Raw genomic sequence first — 16,768 nt, 5'->3', positions numbered from 1 at the left:
GGCCGAGCTCGAAGCCACAGTCTCACGCCTCTCAGAAGGTGCATTGAGCAAAACCAACAGCTTTGAAGATGAAGGAATCCCGTTCTAACCGAAAAAAGCAGCAGAACATTGTCCACAATAAAATATCTTTTAGGGGTGGAATTTACTCTTGCGAAAAAACGCAGAATCTTCACCTTCGGTTTGTCATGCCCAAAAACAGACCGAATTCGATACATTGATCACTCTAAAATATACAAATTGACCTTTTTGACATTCATTTTTTGTCTATTTCTCTTTTCATCGGCTCGAGTGCGGAATTTAGTTTTGCAAACTGGAATTTACTATTGCAACTAACCAATTTCCAATTTCCATTCGAAACAACTTGCTTCCTTCAGGGCAACAACTTTTTTGCCCTTCCCTATTATACTGAACTGCAAAAAGAATGTAAGCCACTGCAAGGAAGCGCACCCCTTTCGGAAGCATTCATCCGCTATTGCCGGAATGCGCCGAAAACATCCAAAAAATGTATATTATAGAAGAAACAGGATCCGCCCTTTTCGCAGGACCGGCATTTCGTAACGGGAATTGCATATATATTGCTTAAATTCGAGAAAATTCAGTTCCGCCCCCAACATATGTAAGATTTAATCACGCAATGTAAGCGTTCCATTCGCTTCCTTACGGTGATTGAGCACTTCACTAACGCAGTTCAGCCCTTTTCGTGTCGTTTCAGAGCTTGATTAACCGATCAGCCACTAAAACAGCCTCGCTTATGTCACATATCATCACATGACCCGTCATCATTTTGATGCTTTTCTATTTTGCAGGGTGTAAAGTAGGGGCATCACAAAGGAATTATACAAAATATATTCAACTAAAGGAGAATCTATATGGAGAACATTAATTATGCAGACACAACCTTCGTCTTCCTCGCAACAATCCTGGTCATGCTGATGACGCCCGCTTTATCCCTGTTTTACGCCGGGATGGTCCGGAGGAAAAATGTCCTCAGCACGACGATGCACAGTTACGCTGCCATCGCAGTCGTTTCTATCCAATGGCTCTTATTCGGCTATTCGTTTGTATTTGGAGGCAACTCAAAATTCTTCGGCGATTTGTCCTACACATTGCTGAACGGTGTAGGCTTCACGCCGGTTGATTATGCGCCGACAATCCCGCATCAGCTCTTTATGATGTTCCAGTTGGCTTTTGCTATCATCACTCCGGCCTTGATCTCAGGGAGCATCGCGGAACGCATGAAGTTTCCGGCTTTCCTTGCCTTCATTCTTTTATGGACGACTTTCGTCTATGATCCGATTGCCCACTGGATCTGGGGCAACGGGGGTTGGATCCGCGAACTGGGCGCCCTCGATTTCGCAGGGGGGAGCGTAATCCATATCAGTTCCGGAGTCTCGGCTCTGGTAGCAGCTATTTACCTCGGCAAAAGAAGGAATCACGAATCTGTCAAACCGCATAATATTCCGATGACGATGATAGGCGCCGGTCTGCTGTTATTCGGCTGGTTCGGTTTCAATGCCGGTAGCGCTCTGGCAATCAACGATATCGCATTGGATGCCTTCATCACTACAAATACCGCCGCGGCTGCTGCCGGCATAAGCTGGATGGTCTGCGAGTGGATCATCCACAAGAAACCGACTGCACTTGGCTTCGTCAGCGGTATCGTTGCTGGTTTGGTTTCCATCACACCTGGCGCTGGATTTGTCAGCCCGCTCTCTGCATTGGTCATCGGTTTCGTCGGCGGGATCGTCTGCTTCTATGGCGTATCTGTTCTGAAGAAGAAATTTGATTATGACGATGCATTGGATGCATTCGGTTGCCATGGCATCGGGGGTATCTGGGGCGGAATCGCCACTGGGATTTTCGCAACAAGCAGCATCAATCCTGCCATTGAAGGCGGATTGGTTGACGGCAGTGCTTCCCTTCTCTTGGCAGAAGTGATCAGCATTTTGGCTGTTCTTGCCTATGCCGGTATCGGTTCTTTCCTGCTGCTGAAACTGATTAGCCTGGTCCTTCCGTTGCGCGTGTCTGCAGAAGAAGAGGAAATCGGTTTGGATTACGCAGTCCATGGCGAAACCGCCTACGGCAGCATCAGCAGTGGTCTTCAAGATTCTCAAAAAGCCGGCGAACAAGTCGGTTCATATCCATCAGAGCTTTCCTCCGCTTTGCAGAATTTCAAAAATCGCGCTCTTGCGCCAGGAAAACGTGAATTGGCATACGCAGGCGCTTCGTTGGAAGATCTGAACAAATCCGTAGGAGTGGAGTATCGGGCAGCCGAGATTTCCAGCGGCGATACTTCAGAGCCAGCCAAATTGACCAAAGTCGAAATCATCACTAACGAAAGCAAGTTCGAAGCCTTGAAGAAAGCATTGAACGCCATCGGCATAACAGGCATGACCGTTTCCGATGTTTTCGGTTATGGCATGCAGAAAGGTCACACCACTTACTACCGCGGAGTGGAAACTGAAGCCGATCTCCTGCCTAAGATCCGTGTAGAAGTTGTCGTCAGCACGGTTCCGGTCCACAAGGTCGTCGACGCAGCCAGAAAAGCACTGTACTCTGGCCACATCGGTGACGGGAAAATATTCATCTATGATGTGGAAAATGTCATCCGCGTCAGCACTGGGGATGAAGGCAAAAAAGCTTTAGAGTACCCGACAGAATAACTAAAAAGGAAGCTGCGCCCTGCTCAGATTGGCACAGCTTCCTTTTTTTACTTTTCATGCCGGGCTTACTCAACTTCGTAAAAAATGTTTTCCAACAGAATTGCGGCACCCTTGCCGCCGTGGTTCAAACCGATTGTTTTATCAGCTTTCACGGTCCCGCCTTTTTCGAAAGCTCGTCTAAATCTTGCCAAGTCTTTCAAGCATGCGGATTGTTTGGGGATTTCCAGGGCGCCAACCCGGTCTCGATGGGCATGATAACCGCAGCCGCAATGATAGTTGCGGTCCTTCACTGTGTTGCGCTCGCCGCATGAGGGGCAAGTCTGGGACGTATAATCGGGCTTGAGGTAGACCACTTTTATCCCAGGTTCGCGCACTTTGTCTGCGAAAAAGGAAGATGATTCTCAGAAGGTCCGGCTGCGCAAATTCGCTTTGGTTTTTCCTCTTAGCCTTGAGGCCGACGAATGCTGGAAAGCTTTTCCAGATGGATGCTGATGGTGCCGCAGGCGTCTTCCGCTGCGAATGTGAGGATCTGCCCGGAAAGCATATGGTGGATGTCCCGCATGATTCTGGATCCCCTTGTTTTTGATGGCTCGGATGGTATTGACTTTTTTTCTGCTTCCCCAATTGCGGGCGGAGTGCCTTGTATTTCCTGGGGAGTTGTTTGTTTTGACGGCCGTTGCCAAAGAAGTGGCCGCTTGCTTCTTTGGCGATTCCGGGACGTTTGGTGGAGTCATTCAAACGATTTCGATCAAACGCATTTCTCCATTTTTCAAGTCGAATACACCGCGCTCGTTCGCATACAGAATATTCATGTTGTTTTCGGATGCATTTTCACCGGAGAATATGATTTGTTCCACTTTTTCAGGAATTTGAACGCAAAAATCGAGTAGGAGGCAGATGATTACTTCATCTGCCGACCTCTCACACCACCGTACGTACGGTTCTCGTATACGGCGGTTCAATAATTTAAGTATCTCTAACGCTCGTACAGATGGACTAAATCTTTCAGTCCCCATTGTGCGAGCTTTTTATTTGGCAATGCCCGATGTAAGATTTCACTTCGTGAAATACGCCAATAGCCTTTACGGCTTGCGGCCGATTTCAGTGCTTCATCGTGGCCAATACCTAGTTTTCTTAACCATCTATAGCGCGTAGACACTTTCTTCCATCGTTTCCAGATCAGTTGCCGGAGGCGGTGGTGTAGCCATCCTTGTAGTTCTATAACGAAAGATTTCATGTACCCAATCTTGTAGTAGTTAATCCACCCCACAATTATCCGGTTGATTTCCTTGACGATGTCATCCAGTTTTCCGGGTCGTTTGCGGCTAGTTACTTTCCTGAGTTTGTTTCGGATGCGTTGTTTGGCCGACTGACTAGGTCGGCACCCGACTTTCCCCTGTGTCTCCAGAGGTGGAAACCTAGGAATTTGGCTTTTGTAGGCGTCGTGATGCTGCTTTTATCTTTATTCACCGTAAGGCGTAAGTCTTTTTCGACGAATGCTGTGACACTTTCCATGACCCTTTCACCAGCTCGTCTAGTCTTGACATAGATGACAAAGTCATCCGCATAACGTACAAAACGATGCCCTCTTCTTTCAAGCTCCCTATCCAGTTGATGGAGATAGACGTTTGCCAGTAAGGGGGAAAGGGGGCCGCCCTGAGGGGTGCCCGATTCCGTTTCGATATAGTAGTCGCTGTCGAGAATACCTGATTTCAGGAAATTCCAAATCAATTTCAGGACAAGCTTGTCTTTGATGTACCATTCCAGATTGTTCCGTAACTTTTGATGGTTAATCGTGTCGAAATAACTTTTTAAGTCGCAGTCCACTACTACCCTGTATCCCTCTTCATAATATTGTTGAACCTTCTGAATCGCTTGGTGCGCATTCCGGCCCCTTCTGAATCCGTAACTGTTATCTGAGAAATGCGGGTCGATGATAGGGTCCAATACCTGTAGAATTGCCTGTTGTACCACTCTATCTAATACGCACGGGATGCCCAAATGCCTCATGCTCCCATCTGCTTTAGGGATGTCCAGCCTCCGCACGGGTTGTGGTTGGTAGGTGCCATCCTTTAATTTCCTTATAAGATGAGAGTAGTATTTTGCCATGTATTCGTCCAGTTCGTCGACCGTGATTCCATCGACTCCGGGAGCACCCTTGTTCTTGCGAACTTTTTCTTTGGCTAGCTGCAGATTGTGTCTATCGACCACTTGGTCGATTAATGAGATACCATCTTGTCTGTTCATATCTATGCTGCGCCCCTACGCACTCCTACATACTCTTTCGCTTCCAGCTTATCCCTTTGTAGTCAGTCATCGTTCGGTCTGTACCCTGATGTTTTCTGCGTTCTCGGTGACGCATCCACCTCCTTGATTTTCAAGATTATTATTGTTCAGCCCTTCATGACCAAGCGGTCACTACTATGGCTTCTGCTGACTTCTTATGGCAAGCTTTACTCCATGTTTTCACATGTCCATAAGACCTCCCCGGGTAAGAATGATAACCTTCCACTCATGTCACTGCCTCATTTACTGTAAGAGATTTGTGCAGTATAGGACTTTACTTTGTTGTGCAAGCTCGTCCGTCTCTATTCAGCCTTATATGAGATTTCTGTTCGTCAGTGCGAGTATTTGCGTCCGACTTCCTTCAGATTCCACCTCACGGTGGACACCCTTGTCATTCGCTAACAGTTCCTACTGCAAAGCCTGTAGTGGACTTTCACCACCAAGTTATCACCCATGCCGGGCGCACAACGCAAAAAAGACTGCCTCTCTCGAGCAATGTCATTAACTTAAGGCCATTGACAAATAAGAGACAGGGGGAAATGGGAGATGTATTCTCCCGTTTCCCCCTGTCTTTTTCATTTCTGATAATTGAAGACACAACGAAGCCAGGCAGCTCCAGGGAGAAAGTTGCCCTAACATGTGTAATGGTAAGAGCGAAAGTTGCCTTAATATGTGTAACGATAAGATCGTCTGGATTTGTTCACCGGACTCTTCCTTTTGACCGCCCTATGTGGGCGGACGGGAACGAGGTGTTTGGTAAGCAGTGCAGTCATTTGCTCGAAACTTTCTCTCCGTTGTTCGTATGTTTCACTCATGAACGATCGGATGAAATAGGTTTTCATGATTCCGATAGCGATGCTGATATTTCGCTTCATTTCATATTTATAGCGCTCTTGGGGGATTGCTCTCGTTTCGCTCACTTCAATCAGGTGAAGCATCGTCAGGTTGTACAGCCAGACAGTGCAATAAATATCCTGAAGGATCAGCCGTTCCCGGTTGCCACTGAACTCCTCTAACTTCATGCGGTTTTTCAGTACGTTATAGGCGGTTTCGATTCCCCACCTCAACCGGTATACATCATTCAAGTCGTCGGCTGAAAATTCAGCGGGTGTTAAATTCGTCAAAAGGACTTCGTCCTCTATCTCCCCGCTGTCCTGCTTGCGAAGTGGGATTTTTACAAACCGCATAGGATAAACCGTGCTCATCAAGGTAGCTCGGAAAATCCGATCATTCCTGTAGTCGTTTGTCTGTGACCTGTCAAAGGTGACTTCGAAAGTTTGGTCTTGCCCCACAGACAACTGGCTGGAATAGCGCTTTAAGTTCTGGTGGTCCATCCGCATCACAAATTTCTGACCATCCTGGAACAGTTGGTGGACTAGCCGCATCGAGAAATAGCCGCGATCAAACACGGTAATGGTCGGCTGCCGGAGCGTTTCTTTCAGCACGTGGAGGTGTTGTGAAGCCGAGGCGCGCTCGCTGCTCTTGTACGGACCGATAAACGTGTCAATCACCATTTTATTGATACAATCATAGAGCGTGGAGACAGATGCCATCACCGGATTGGCGGATGCCTTTGGGTTAGGAACCACACCATATTTCTTGGTGTTTTCCTCCGTGGAGGGCAGGAAGATGTCAGAGCCGTCTATCGCGGTCACAATGTACCCATTCAGCTTGACCAATTGGTCATCATTTTCTTCATAAACCATGGACATATAGTCAGTCATCATCAACCGGATGGCTTTGGGGTTGTAGTTCATTCGGGCATTATAAAAAGCGACAGTCGAAATGTCCAGAGGTTTCCCTTGGTTCTCGTAAAAATTTAGGAGTTCGCAAAATTGGGAGTTCCCCTTTTGCGCAAACATTTGAAGCATCAATCCGAGAGGGGTCGTTTTCCTTTTTCGGGTAAAGGCTTTCGGATTCCCTTCGCGGATATCTTCCAAATAAATAGTTTGGGCTTCTTCGATAAATTCTTGGAATTCTATCAGTTCGACCGTCATTTTTAAGCCCTCCTTTTAATATACAGACAATCCTTCCTACATTAAGTATAACGGGAAACCTGAAGATGAGAGAAAAAAATCCTCCCCCCATCATAAAAAAAAAGCGAGAATGCACAATTGAATGCATTCTCGCTTTTTTCAGTTGTCAAGTCGCTTAAGTTAATGACATTGCTCTCTCGAGACAGTCTTTTTCATCGCATTAAATTTTATTCGGAAATAAAATTATTTAGAGATTGAAGCTACAACGCCAGCGCCTACAGTACGGCCGCCTTCACGAATTGAGAACTTAGTTCCTTCTTCGATAGCGATTGGGTGGATCAATTCAACGTTCATAGTAACGTTGTCGCCAGGCATTACCATTTCAACGCCTTCTGGTAAGTTACATACGCCTGTAACGTCAGTTGTACGGAAGTAGAATTGTGGACGGTAGTTTGTGAAGAATGGAGTGTGACGTCCACCCTCTTCTTTTGAAAGTACATAAACTTCAGCAGTGAAAGTTGTATGTGGAGTGATTGAACCTGGTTTAGCCAATACTTGACCACGTTGGATTTGGTCACGTGTAACACCACGCAACAAAGCTCCTACGTTGTCGCCAGCTTCAGCGTAATCCAACAATTTACGGAACATTTCAACACCGGTAACAACTGTTTTCTTAGTTTCTTCAGCGATACCGACGATTTCAACTTCGTCACCAACGCGAACTTGTCCACGTTCAACACGGCCTGTAGCAACAGTACCACGTCCAGTGATTGAGAATACGTCCTCGACAGGCATCATGAATGGTTTGTCAGTATCACGTACTGGAGTTGGGATGTACTCGTCAACTGCAGCCATCAATTCCAAGATTTTTTCTTCGTAAGCAGGATCGCCTTCAAGAGCTCTCAAAGCAGAACCAGCGATTACAGGAACATCGTCGCCAGGGAATTCGTATTCTGTCAACAGGTCACGAACTTCCATTTCAACCAATTCCAACAATTCTTCGTCGTCGACCATGTCAACTTTGTTCAAGAATACTACGATGTAAGGAACACCAACTTGACGAGACAACAGGATGTGCTCGCGAGTTTGTGGCATTGGACCATCAGCAGCAGAAACTACCAAGATAGCGCCGTCCATTTGTGCAGCACCAGTGATCATGTTTTTAACATAGTCCGCGTGGCCTGGGCAGTCTACGTGAGCGTAGTGGCGAGTTTCAGTTTGGTATTCAACGTGAGAAGTGTTGATTGTGATACCACGTTCTCTTTCTTCTGGAGCGTTGTCGATTGCAGCATAGTTAGATGCTTCAGCGAAACCTTTTTTAGCTAAAACTGTAGTGATAGCTGCTGTTAATGTTGTTTTACCATGGTCAACGTGTCCGATTGTACCAACGTTAACGTGGGGTTTTGAACGGTCGAATTTTTCTTTTGCCATTTTAAATCATTTCCTCCTCATATTGAGTGCTTATAATTTGATTTAGACTGATATCGTCTATCGTATAAAGTATACCGATTTGAATCCCAAAAAGCAATATACAAGCTAAGCAACAGCAAGATTACTCTTCGCTATTTTTTCCGCTCTTCTTGATGATTTCTTCTTGAACAGCTTTAGGAACAGCTTCGTAATGATCGAATGTCATCGAGAATGTTCCGCGACCTTGTGTAGAAGAACGTAATGTTGTAGCATATCCGAACATTTCCGATAGAGGAATCATGCTCTTAACGATTTGCGCGTTACCACGTGTTTCAGTACCTTCGATACGTCCACGACGCGAGCTTACGTGTCCCATTACATCTCCCAAATACTCTTCAGGAACTGTAACTTCAACAGCCATCATTGGTTCCAGGATTGCTGGATCAGCTTTCTTGGCAGCGTTACGCAATGCAAGTGATGCAGCCACTTTAAATGCTGTTTCAGATGAATCGACATCGTGGTATGAACCATCATACAACTTAGTCTTAACGTCAACCAATGGGAAGCCGGCCAATACACCGTTTTCCATAGCGTCTTTCAGACCAGCTTCAACTGCAGGGATGTATTCACGAGGAACAACCCCACCGACGATAGCATTTTCGAACTCAAAGCCTTTTCCTTCTTCATTAGGAGTAAATTCAACCCATACGTGACCGAATTGACCTTTACCACCTGATTGACGAACGAATTTACCTTCAGCTTGAACGGACTGACGGAATGTCTCACGGTAAGATACTTGAGGAGCACCTACGGTAGCTTCCACTTTGAACTCACGTCTCATACGGTCAACGATGATGTCCAAGTGCAACTCACCCATACCCGCGATAACTGTTTGACCAGTTTCAGGGTTGGTTGAAGCGCGGAAAGTAGGATCTTCTTCAGAAAGTTTTTGTAGAGCGATACCCATTTTATCTTGGTCAGCTTTTGATTTAGGCTCAATAGCGACTTCGATAACCGGCTCTGGGAATTCCATTGATTCCAAGATAACGTGTACCTTTTCATCACACAGAGTGTCCCCTGTAGTTGTATCTTTCAATCCAACCGCAGCAGCGATATCCCCAGCGAATACTTCAGGAATTTCATTACGGTGGTTAGCATGCATCTGCAGGATACGTCCTACACGTTCGCGTTTGCCTTTTGTAGCATTTTGAACGTATGAACCACTTTGAAGTGTACCGGCGTAAACACGGAAGAATGTCAAACGACCTACGAATGGGTCAGTCATGACTTTAAATGCCAAAGCCGCGAATGGTGCATCATCGCTTGCTTCAACTTTTACTTCTTCGCCGTCATCGTCCACACCTTTAATGGCAGGTACATCCAATGGAGATGGCAAGTAATCAATTACCGCGTCAAGCAATAATTGGATCCCTTTGTTTTTGAAGGCCGAACCACAAAGCACAGGGTAAAATTCTACATTACATGTAGCTTTACGGATACCGGCTTTCAGTTCTTCTTTCGTGATTTCTTCGCCTTCCAGGTATTTCTCCATCAAGGCTTCATCAGTTTCAGCAACAGCTTCAACCAATTTAGTATGCCATTCTTCAGCTGCTTCAAGATAGTCCGCAGGGATATCTTCTTCATGGTATTCAGTACCTTCGTCGTTGTCATAGATTTCAGCCTTCATTTCGACCAAATCAATGATACCGCGGAAAGAATCTTCAGCACCAATCGGCAATTGAATAGGATGAGCATTCGCTTGCAAACGGTCATGGATTGTGTTTACGGAGTAGAGGAAGTCTGCACCGATTTTATCCATTTTGTTTGCGAATACGATACGAGGTACACCGTAAGTTGTAGCTTGACGCCAAACTGTTTCAGTTTGAGGTTCTACACCAGACTGTGCATCCAACAAAGCAACAGCACCATCTAATACACGCAATGAACGTTCAACTTCAACAGTGAAGTCCACGTGTCCAGGAGTATCGATGATGTTGACACGATAACCTTTCCATTGTGCAGTAGTAGCAGCTGAAGTGATGGTAATCCCACGTTCTTGTTCTTGTTCCATCCAGTCCATTTGGGAAGCACCTTCGTGCGTTTCGCCAATTTTGTGGATTTTACCGGTATAGTATAAAATACGCTCTGTCGCAGTTGTTTTACCAGCGTCGATATGAGCCATGATACCGATATTTCTCGTGTTATTTAGAGAAAATTCTCTTGTAGCCATCTTCTTCAAACACCTCTCTCTTTTAAAATTAATTGCAAGTCCATTTTATTAAAAAAATGGCGACTTACGCAACCATAAAGCAAATGTCTTGCAAGAATAAATTCTTGCAAGAACATTTTACCAACGGTAGTGAGCGAAAGCTTTGTTAGCTTCTGCCATTTTATGAGTGTCTTCACGTTTCTTGACTGAAGCACCAGAGTTGTTAGCAGCGTCCATGATTTCTTTAGCAAGGCGCTCTTCCATAGTGTCTTCACCGCGCAGACGAGAGTAGTTTACTAACCAACGCAAACCTAAAGCCATACGACGATCTGGGCGAACTTCGATAGGCACTTGGTAGTTGGAACCCCCTACACGACGTGCTTTTACTTCTAAAACAGGCATGATGTTTTTCATTGCTTGTTCGAAAACTTCCAATGGATCGTTTCCTGTAGATTCTTTGATGATATCAAATGCGTTATATAAGATGGTAGCAGCTTTACCACGTTTTCCGTCAACCATGATACGGTTGATCAAACGAGTCACCAATTTCGAATTATAAATTGGATCCGGCATTACTTCACGTTTTGTGACTGGACCTTTACGAGGCATTCAAATTCCTCCTTCCTAGAATTTTCATATTATGATTTTTTGTTGTTTGATTATTTTTTCTTAGGTCTCTTCGCACCGTATTTAGAACGGCTTTGCAGACGGTTGTTAACGCCGGCTGTATCAAGAGCTCCACGAACGATATGGTAACGTACCCCTGGCAAGTCTTTTACACGTCCGCCACGGATAAGAACCACGCTGTGTTCTTGTAGGTTATGTCCGATACCAGGAATGTAAGCTGTAACTTCTAACAAGTTAGACAAACGTACACGAGCGTACTTACGTAACGCTGAGTTAGGTTTCTTCGGAGTCATTGTACCCACACGTGTACAAACACCACGTTTTTGAGGTGAGTTTGTATTTGTTTGTGATTTCTTGAAGCTATTGTAACCTTTTCCTAAAGCAGGAGATTTTGATTTTTCAATAGCAGATTGGCGAGGTTTACGCACTAGTTGATTGATTGTAGGCATTGATTTTCCTCCTTCCTCGATGGGATAGCTAGGTCCACACATCCAGGTGGTTCCTTTTTAGTTAAAAAAATAAATAAATCGAACATTTCGACTTACCATTCTTTCTGTGACTATCATACACCAGTCAGCACGACTGAAAGATATGTTCAGGGATCTGTGTATAAAATCACCTTTTGAATCATACCACGGATCATTCTGGCCGTCAACCTATTGTCTTGTTTTATTTGCACTATTTATCGGATTTTTTAATCCGACCGCAGGTGCGTCCGATTCATTACAAAAAAACTGCCGCATAAAACGCGGCAGCTTCGTATGTTGATGGTCAAATATCCAGGTTTCTCATCGTCGGGAACAGCAACACATCGCGGATGGATTGGCTGTCGGTCAACATCATCACAAATCGGTCGATGCCGATGCCCAAGCCGCCTGTCGGAGGCATCCCGTATTCCAAAGCTTCGATGAAGTCTTCGTCCACGCCATGCGCTTCGTCATTGCCTTGCTCTTTTTCCATCGCTTGCGCTTCGAAACGTTCTCTTTGGTCGATCGGATCGGTAAGCTCGGTAAAGGCGTTCCCGTACTCCTTGCCCATGATGAAGATCTCAAAGCGGTCGGTAAAGCGCGGATCTTCTTCATTTTTGCGGGCCAATGGGGAAATCGCCAATGGGTGGCCATAGATGAAGGTCGGCTGAACCAACGTATCTTCCACGAACGCTTCGAAGAATTCATTGATGATATGCCCTACCGTCATGTTCTTCGTGAACGGCACATTGTGTTTTTCGGCTAAAGCTTGCGCCTCGGCGTCCGTCATCGGTTCCCAGAAATCGACACCCGTCACGGTTTTGACTGCGTCAACCATATGGATGCGCGGGTATGGTCCGGCCAGATTGATTTCGGTGCCGTCATATACGACAGTCGAAGACCCTTTGACTTTTGTCGTAACCGTCTCAAAGATGCCTTCGACAACTTCCATTACGTCGTGGAAGTCGGTATAGGCTGTATACATCTCCAACATCGTGAATTCAGGATTGTGGGTTGTGTCGATGCCTTCGTTGCGGAATACGCGGCCGATTTCATAAACTTTTTCCATGCCGCCGATCACAAGGCGTTTCAGGTGCAGTTCCAAGGCGATGCGCATGTACAATTCCATATCCAAGGCATTGTGGTGCGTGATGAAAGGTCTTGCGGTTGCGCCGCCAGCCATGTTGTGCAGTGTCGGCGTTTCGACTTCAAGATAACCCAAGCCGTTCAGATAGCTTCTGATTTCGCTGATGATCTGGCTGCGTTGCACAAATTTATCGAAGCTCTCCTTGTTGCTGATCAAATCAAGGTAGCGTTGGCGATATTTTTGTTCGACGTTCGTCAAACCGTGATATTTATCAGGCAACGGACGCAATGCTTTCGTCAAATGGACAAGCTGTGTCGGTTTGATGGTGACTTCGCCGGCATCCGTTTTCATGATCGGGCCAGTTACGCCGATGATGTCCCCGAGATCGGCCTGCTTGAAGATGGCATAATTCTCTTCGCCGACAATGTCTTTGCGCACGTAAATCTGGATTTGGCCTTTGCTGTCCTGCAGGTGAGCGAAGCCAACCTTCCCTTTCCCGCGCTTGGTCATGATTCTGCCGGCCACCGAAACGATGGTCTCTTCTTTTTCTTCGATCTCCTCTTTTGAAAAAGCATCGAATGCTTCGTGGATAGCTGCGGATAAATGTGTTCTTACAAAACCATTATGAAAGGGTTCAATTCCTTCTTCGCGTAAAGTCTGCATTTTTTCACGGCGAATCAGTAACTGGTCATTCATTTCTTCTGAATGTTTTTCTTGACTCAATGAGGTCACTCCGTTCTTAAATCTTCTTGATTCATAATCTTCTTAATATTGCCAATAAAAGAGTGAAAAATCAAGCCGTCTTAGCTATTTATTTCGATTTTTTCGGATGTACGCGCTTCTTTTGAGGCATCGCGTTCCTCAACCTCAAAAATGAACCGATCCAGCAAGTCGATCACTTCTTGCTGCCGGGATGCGGATGTGACCGCGGCTTTTGTTTTTGAGGCACGCGGGATGCCTTTCAAGTAATACGCCGCAATGCTGCGGAATTCTTTGACGGCGACTGTTTCGCCTTTGAGATCGGTCAGTCGGTCCAAGTGCAGTTTGGCGATTTCCAGTTTCTCGCGCGGGGTCGTTTGCGGCAACATTTCGCCGGTTTCCAGATAATGCACGGTCTGCTTGATCATCCAAGGATTGCTCAAGGCAGCACGGCCGATCATGACACCGTCCACGCCGGTTTCGTCCATCATCCGTTTCGCATCTTCAGGTGTTTTCACATCCCCATTACCCAACAAGGGGATGCGCGTCAAAGCTTGCTTGACGTCCTTGAAGATGTTCCAGTCGGCTTTGCCCTCATACATCTGGACGCGCGTGCGTCCGTGCATCGCAACCGCAGCAGCGCCTGCGCGTTCGGCAGCCAAGGCGTTCTCGATCGCAAACAGGTGATCGGAGTCCCAGCCTGTGCGCATTTTCACTGTGACTGGCTTCTCAACCGCGTCCACGACAGCGGAAACCATCTCGTAGACTTTATTCGGATCCAACAGCCACTTGGCTCCTGCCTCCGCCTTAATGACTTTGCTGACGGGACAGCCCATATTGATGTCGATGATGGCAGCTTCCGTGTTCTCTGCGACATATTTGGCGGCTTCCACCAGTGTATCCTTGTTCCCGCCCATGATCTGGACGCTCAACGGATACTCATTCGGTTCGATGTGGAGCATCTTCAAAGTCTTCTCATTGCGGAATTGAATGCCCTTGTCGCTGATCATCTCGCAAACGACCAGGCCGGCACCCATCTCTTTGACGGTGACGCGGAAAGCAGCATTGCTGATTCCGGCCATAGGGGCTACTGCAACTGGATTGTTTATTTCAATATTACCGATTTTGTACATTTTTTACTTCCTTTATGATTTATTTATGTCGATTCTGTCCGTTGTCTGGTTGCTCCAAAAACTCTTGGACCATTCTATCATCTTACAATCGGTAAGAAAAGAAAAATATCTCGGCGGAAAAACATAAAGACAAGCCACCGAAACGGCTTGTCTTCTGTTGCGATCGTTATTCTGCGCTGAACAGCGGTGTGGAAAGGTAGCGTTCCCCGTTATCCGGAGCCACAGTCACAACGGACTTGCCTTTTCCTAAACGGATGGCGACTTCGATGGCGCCAGCGATTGCTGCCCCGCCCGAAATGCCCACCAGAATTCCCTCTTCCCGCGCGACACGCCGAGCCATTTCGAAGGCTTGTTCATTGGAGACTTGGATGATGCCGTTGTAAAGCGTGGTATCAAGTACCGTTGGGATGAAACCTGCTCCGATGCCTTGGATTTTGTGCGGACCTTTCGGCTTCCCGCTCAAGACAGCCGAGTCGGTCGGCTCCAAAGCATAGATTTCGACATTCGGGTTGACTTTGCGCAAAGCCTTGCCGACTCCCGTCACCGTTCCCCCGGTTCCGACACCGGCAATAAAGGCGTCCGGGGTTTTGCCCTCGAAAGCCTCGATGATTTCCGGTCCGGTGGTGGCTTCGTGCACAGCCGGATTGGCAGGATTATCGAATTGCATCGGCATGAAGTGCTCCGGTTGGGCTGCGATTTCCCTGGCCTTCGCGATCGAACCATTCATCCCTTCCGCACCAGGCGTCAATACCAACTCCGCGCCGTATGCCGCCAATAACAAACGTCTTTCCATACTCATCGTATCCGGCATCACAAAAATAGCTTTGTAGCCTTTTGCCGCAGCCAGCATGGCCAGACCGACTCCGGTATTTCCGCTGGTCGGTTCAACGATTGTGTATCCGGGCTTCAGCAAGCCTTCTTCCTCCGCCACTTCGATCATGTTCAGGGCGATGCGGTCTTTTACGCTCCCGCCCGCATTGAACGATTCCAGTTTGACGTATACATCAGCCACACCCTCCGGCACCACTTTATTCAATTTGATGATCGGTGTGTCCCCGATCAGATTTGCAATTGAAGAGACTACTTTTACCATATCGATTCCTCCAGCTCAGATAGATTTAACAAATCAGTCCAGTCAAACGGATAGATTACCTTCATTCTAATTTACGCGAACCAGCATGACAAGCGAGACGCCGGCCAGAGACGATCAAATGTCGGCAGCGCGGTTCTCATCGATGGCGTGCACCAGTTCCTGCAGATCCTCTTCCGAATAGTGATACTTTTCTCCGCAGAAGTGGCAAACTACCTCAGCGCCATGATCCTCTTCGATCATTTCCTGCAACTCATCTTTCCCGATCGAAATCAAGCCACCGGCGAAACGTTCTCTTGAGCAGTCGCAGTGGAAACGCACCGGCATCTTCTCAAGGACTTCCACATTCTCTTCTCCCAGGATGCGTTTCAGAATCTGTTCCGGTTTTTCGCCGCTTTCCATCAAGCGGGAAACCAGCGGAATGGCTGCGATATTTTGCTCCACTTTCGTGATGGCTTCCTCGCTCGCATCCGGCATCACTTGGATCATGAACCCGCCAGCGGCTTTGATCGAATCGTCGGTGTCCACGAGTACGCTCAACCCCACTGCTGAAGGCACTTGCTCCGAATTGGCCATGTAATAGGTGAAGTCCTCGCCCAATTCACCACTGACCAGCGAAACTTGCCCCGTGAACGGTTCTTTCATCCCCAAGTCTTTGATGACGGTCAAAGTGCCTTCCGTCCCCACAACGGCCCGGACATCCAGTTTGCCATTGTCATTCAAGGCAAGATTGACATTCGGGTTTGAGATATAGGCTTTGATGTCGCCCTTTCCGTTCGCATCTGCCAAGATGCGTCCGCCCAGACCGTCCCCGTTCACGATGACGGTCATTTTTTCTTCGTTCTTCAGTCCGGCTGCCGCCAACAGCAACGTCCCCACCATCGTGCGGCCCAAAGCCGCAGAAGAGGCACTCCATGCATCGTGTCTTCTTTGGGCTTCCGCCACCGCTTCAGTAGCGTCGATCGCATAAGCACGGAATTGTCCTTCGTAGGCTAACGCCTTGATTAAATAGTCACTCATATATGATCCTCCATCGCATTCTAAAAATTCTTTCTCTATCATTCTACTATAGGTCGGGACGAAAACAACCACACTTTGCTCACTTCTTTGTCGCCAGGCCT

13 protein-coding genes and 1 pseudogene are annotated in these 16,768 nt (G+C 47.0%); 2 read left to right on the top strand and 12 right to left on the bottom strand.

The window, feature by feature from the left end; all coding sequences use genetic code 11:
- Window positions 1-869: 869 nt before the first annotated feature.
- Entirely contained in the window at window positions 870-2,663 is a 1,794-nt protein-coding gene (locus tag BMX58_RS07975; protein WP_068623368.1) for an ammonium transporter, read from the top strand.
- A 65-nt stretch (window positions 2,664-2,728) separates the two neighbouring features.
- On the opposite strand, the pseudogene BMX58_RS15070 reads toward BMX58_RS07975, so the two are convergent.
- A pseudogene (locus BMX58_RS15070) lies at window positions 2,729-3,040 on the bottom strand (zinc ribbon domain-containing protein); the annotation flags it as partial.
- An 84-nt stretch (window positions 3,041-3,124) separates the two neighbouring features.
- Here BMX58_RS15070 and BMX58_RS14590 point away from each other — a divergent pair.
- Window positions 3,125-3,553: a hypothetical protein gene (locus tag BMX58_RS14590; RefSeq protein WP_131814059.1), complete on the top strand. Its 429-nt coding sequence runs from the start codon at window positions 3,125-3,127 to the stop codon at window positions 3,551-3,553.
- An 86-nt stretch (window positions 3,554-3,639) separates the two neighbouring features.
- Here the strand turns inward: BMX58_RS14590 and BMX58_RS14925 are convergent, their stop codons facing one another.
- From BMX58_RS14925 to hslO, 11 genes are all read right to left on the bottom strand, one after another.
- Window positions 3,640-3,969 (bottom strand): group II intron maturase-specific domain-containing protein, encoded by a 330-nt coding sequence (locus tag BMX58_RS14925; protein ID WP_239420576.1) that lies wholly within the window; start codon window positions 3,967-3,969, stop codon window positions 3,640-3,642.
- Between the two features lie 23 nt (window positions 3,970-3,992).
- The gene (gene ltrA, locus BMX58_RS07960) at window positions 3,993-4,910 is read right to left on the bottom strand and encodes a group II intron reverse transcriptase/maturase (RefSeq protein WP_068623369.1); all 918 of its coding nucleotides are present in this window, start codon (window positions 4,908-4,910) and stop codon (window positions 3,993-3,995) included.
- 704 nt (window positions 4,911-5,614) lie between these two features.
- Window positions 5,615-6,946: an IS4 family transposase gene (locus BMX58_RS07955; protein ID WP_068623370.1), complete on the bottom strand. Its 1,332-nt coding sequence runs from the start codon at window positions 6,944-6,946 to the stop codon at window positions 5,615-5,617.
- A gap of 222 nt (window positions 6,947-7,168) precedes the next feature.
- Complete coding sequence (gene tuf / locus BMX58_RS07950; RefSeq protein ID WP_068623371.1) at window positions 7,169-8,356, bottom strand: elongation factor Tu; 1,188 nt, start codon at window positions 8,354-8,356, stop codon at window positions 7,169-7,171.
- Window positions 8,357-8,477: 121 nt separating this feature from the next.
- The gene (fusA, locus tag BMX58_RS07945; protein ID WP_068623488.1) at window positions 8,478-10,565 is read right to left on the bottom strand and encodes an elongation factor G; all 2,088 of its coding nucleotides are present in this window, start codon (window positions 10,563-10,565) and stop codon (window positions 8,478-8,480) included.
- A gap of 117 nt (window positions 10,566-10,682) precedes the next feature.
- Window positions 10,683-11,153, bottom strand: coding sequence for a 30S ribosomal protein S7 (gene rpsG, locus BMX58_RS07940; protein ID WP_068623372.1), 471 nt, complete (start codon window positions 11,151-11,153; stop codon window positions 10,683-10,685).
- A gap of 50 nt (window positions 11,154-11,203) precedes the next feature.
- On the bottom strand, window positions 11,204-11,620 hold the full coding sequence (rpsL, locus tag BMX58_RS07935) for a 30S ribosomal protein S12 (protein WP_068623373.1): 417 nt from the start codon (window positions 11,618-11,620) through the stop codon (window positions 11,204-11,206).
- A 322-nt stretch (window positions 11,621-11,942) separates the two neighbouring features.
- Window positions 11,943-13,421, bottom strand: a complete 1,479-nt coding sequence (lysS, locus tag BMX58_RS07930) for a lysine--tRNA ligase (RefSeq protein WP_068623489.1) — start codon at window positions 13,419-13,421, stop codon at window positions 11,943-11,945.
- A 107-nt stretch (window positions 13,422-13,528) separates the two neighbouring features.
- A complete protein-coding gene (gene dusB / locus BMX58_RS07925; RefSeq protein ID WP_068623374.1) occupies window positions 13,529-14,557 on the bottom strand; it encodes a tRNA dihydrouridine synthase DusB in 1,029 nt (342 codons plus the stop codon).
- 166 nt (window positions 14,558-14,723) lie between these two features.
- On the bottom strand, window positions 14,724-15,650 hold the full coding sequence (cysK, locus tag BMX58_RS07920) for a cysteine synthase A (protein ID WP_068623375.1): 927 nt from the start codon (window positions 15,648-15,650) through the stop codon (window positions 14,724-14,726).
- 114 nt (window positions 15,651-15,764) lie between these two features.
- Window positions 15,765-16,667 (bottom strand): Hsp33 family molecular chaperone HslO, encoded by a 903-nt coding sequence (hslO, locus tag BMX58_RS07915; RefSeq protein WP_068623376.1) that lies wholly within the window; start codon window positions 16,665-16,667, stop codon window positions 15,765-15,767.
- Window positions 16,668-16,768 lie beyond the last annotated feature (101 nt).

It is taken from the genome of Trichococcus ilyis (assembly GCF_900109135.1).
GTDB classification, from domain to species: domain Bacteria; phylum Bacillota; class Bacilli; order Lactobacillales; family Aerococcaceae; genus Trichococcus; species Trichococcus ilyis.
This window is presented reverse-complemented; position numbering and strand designations above follow the sequence as displayed.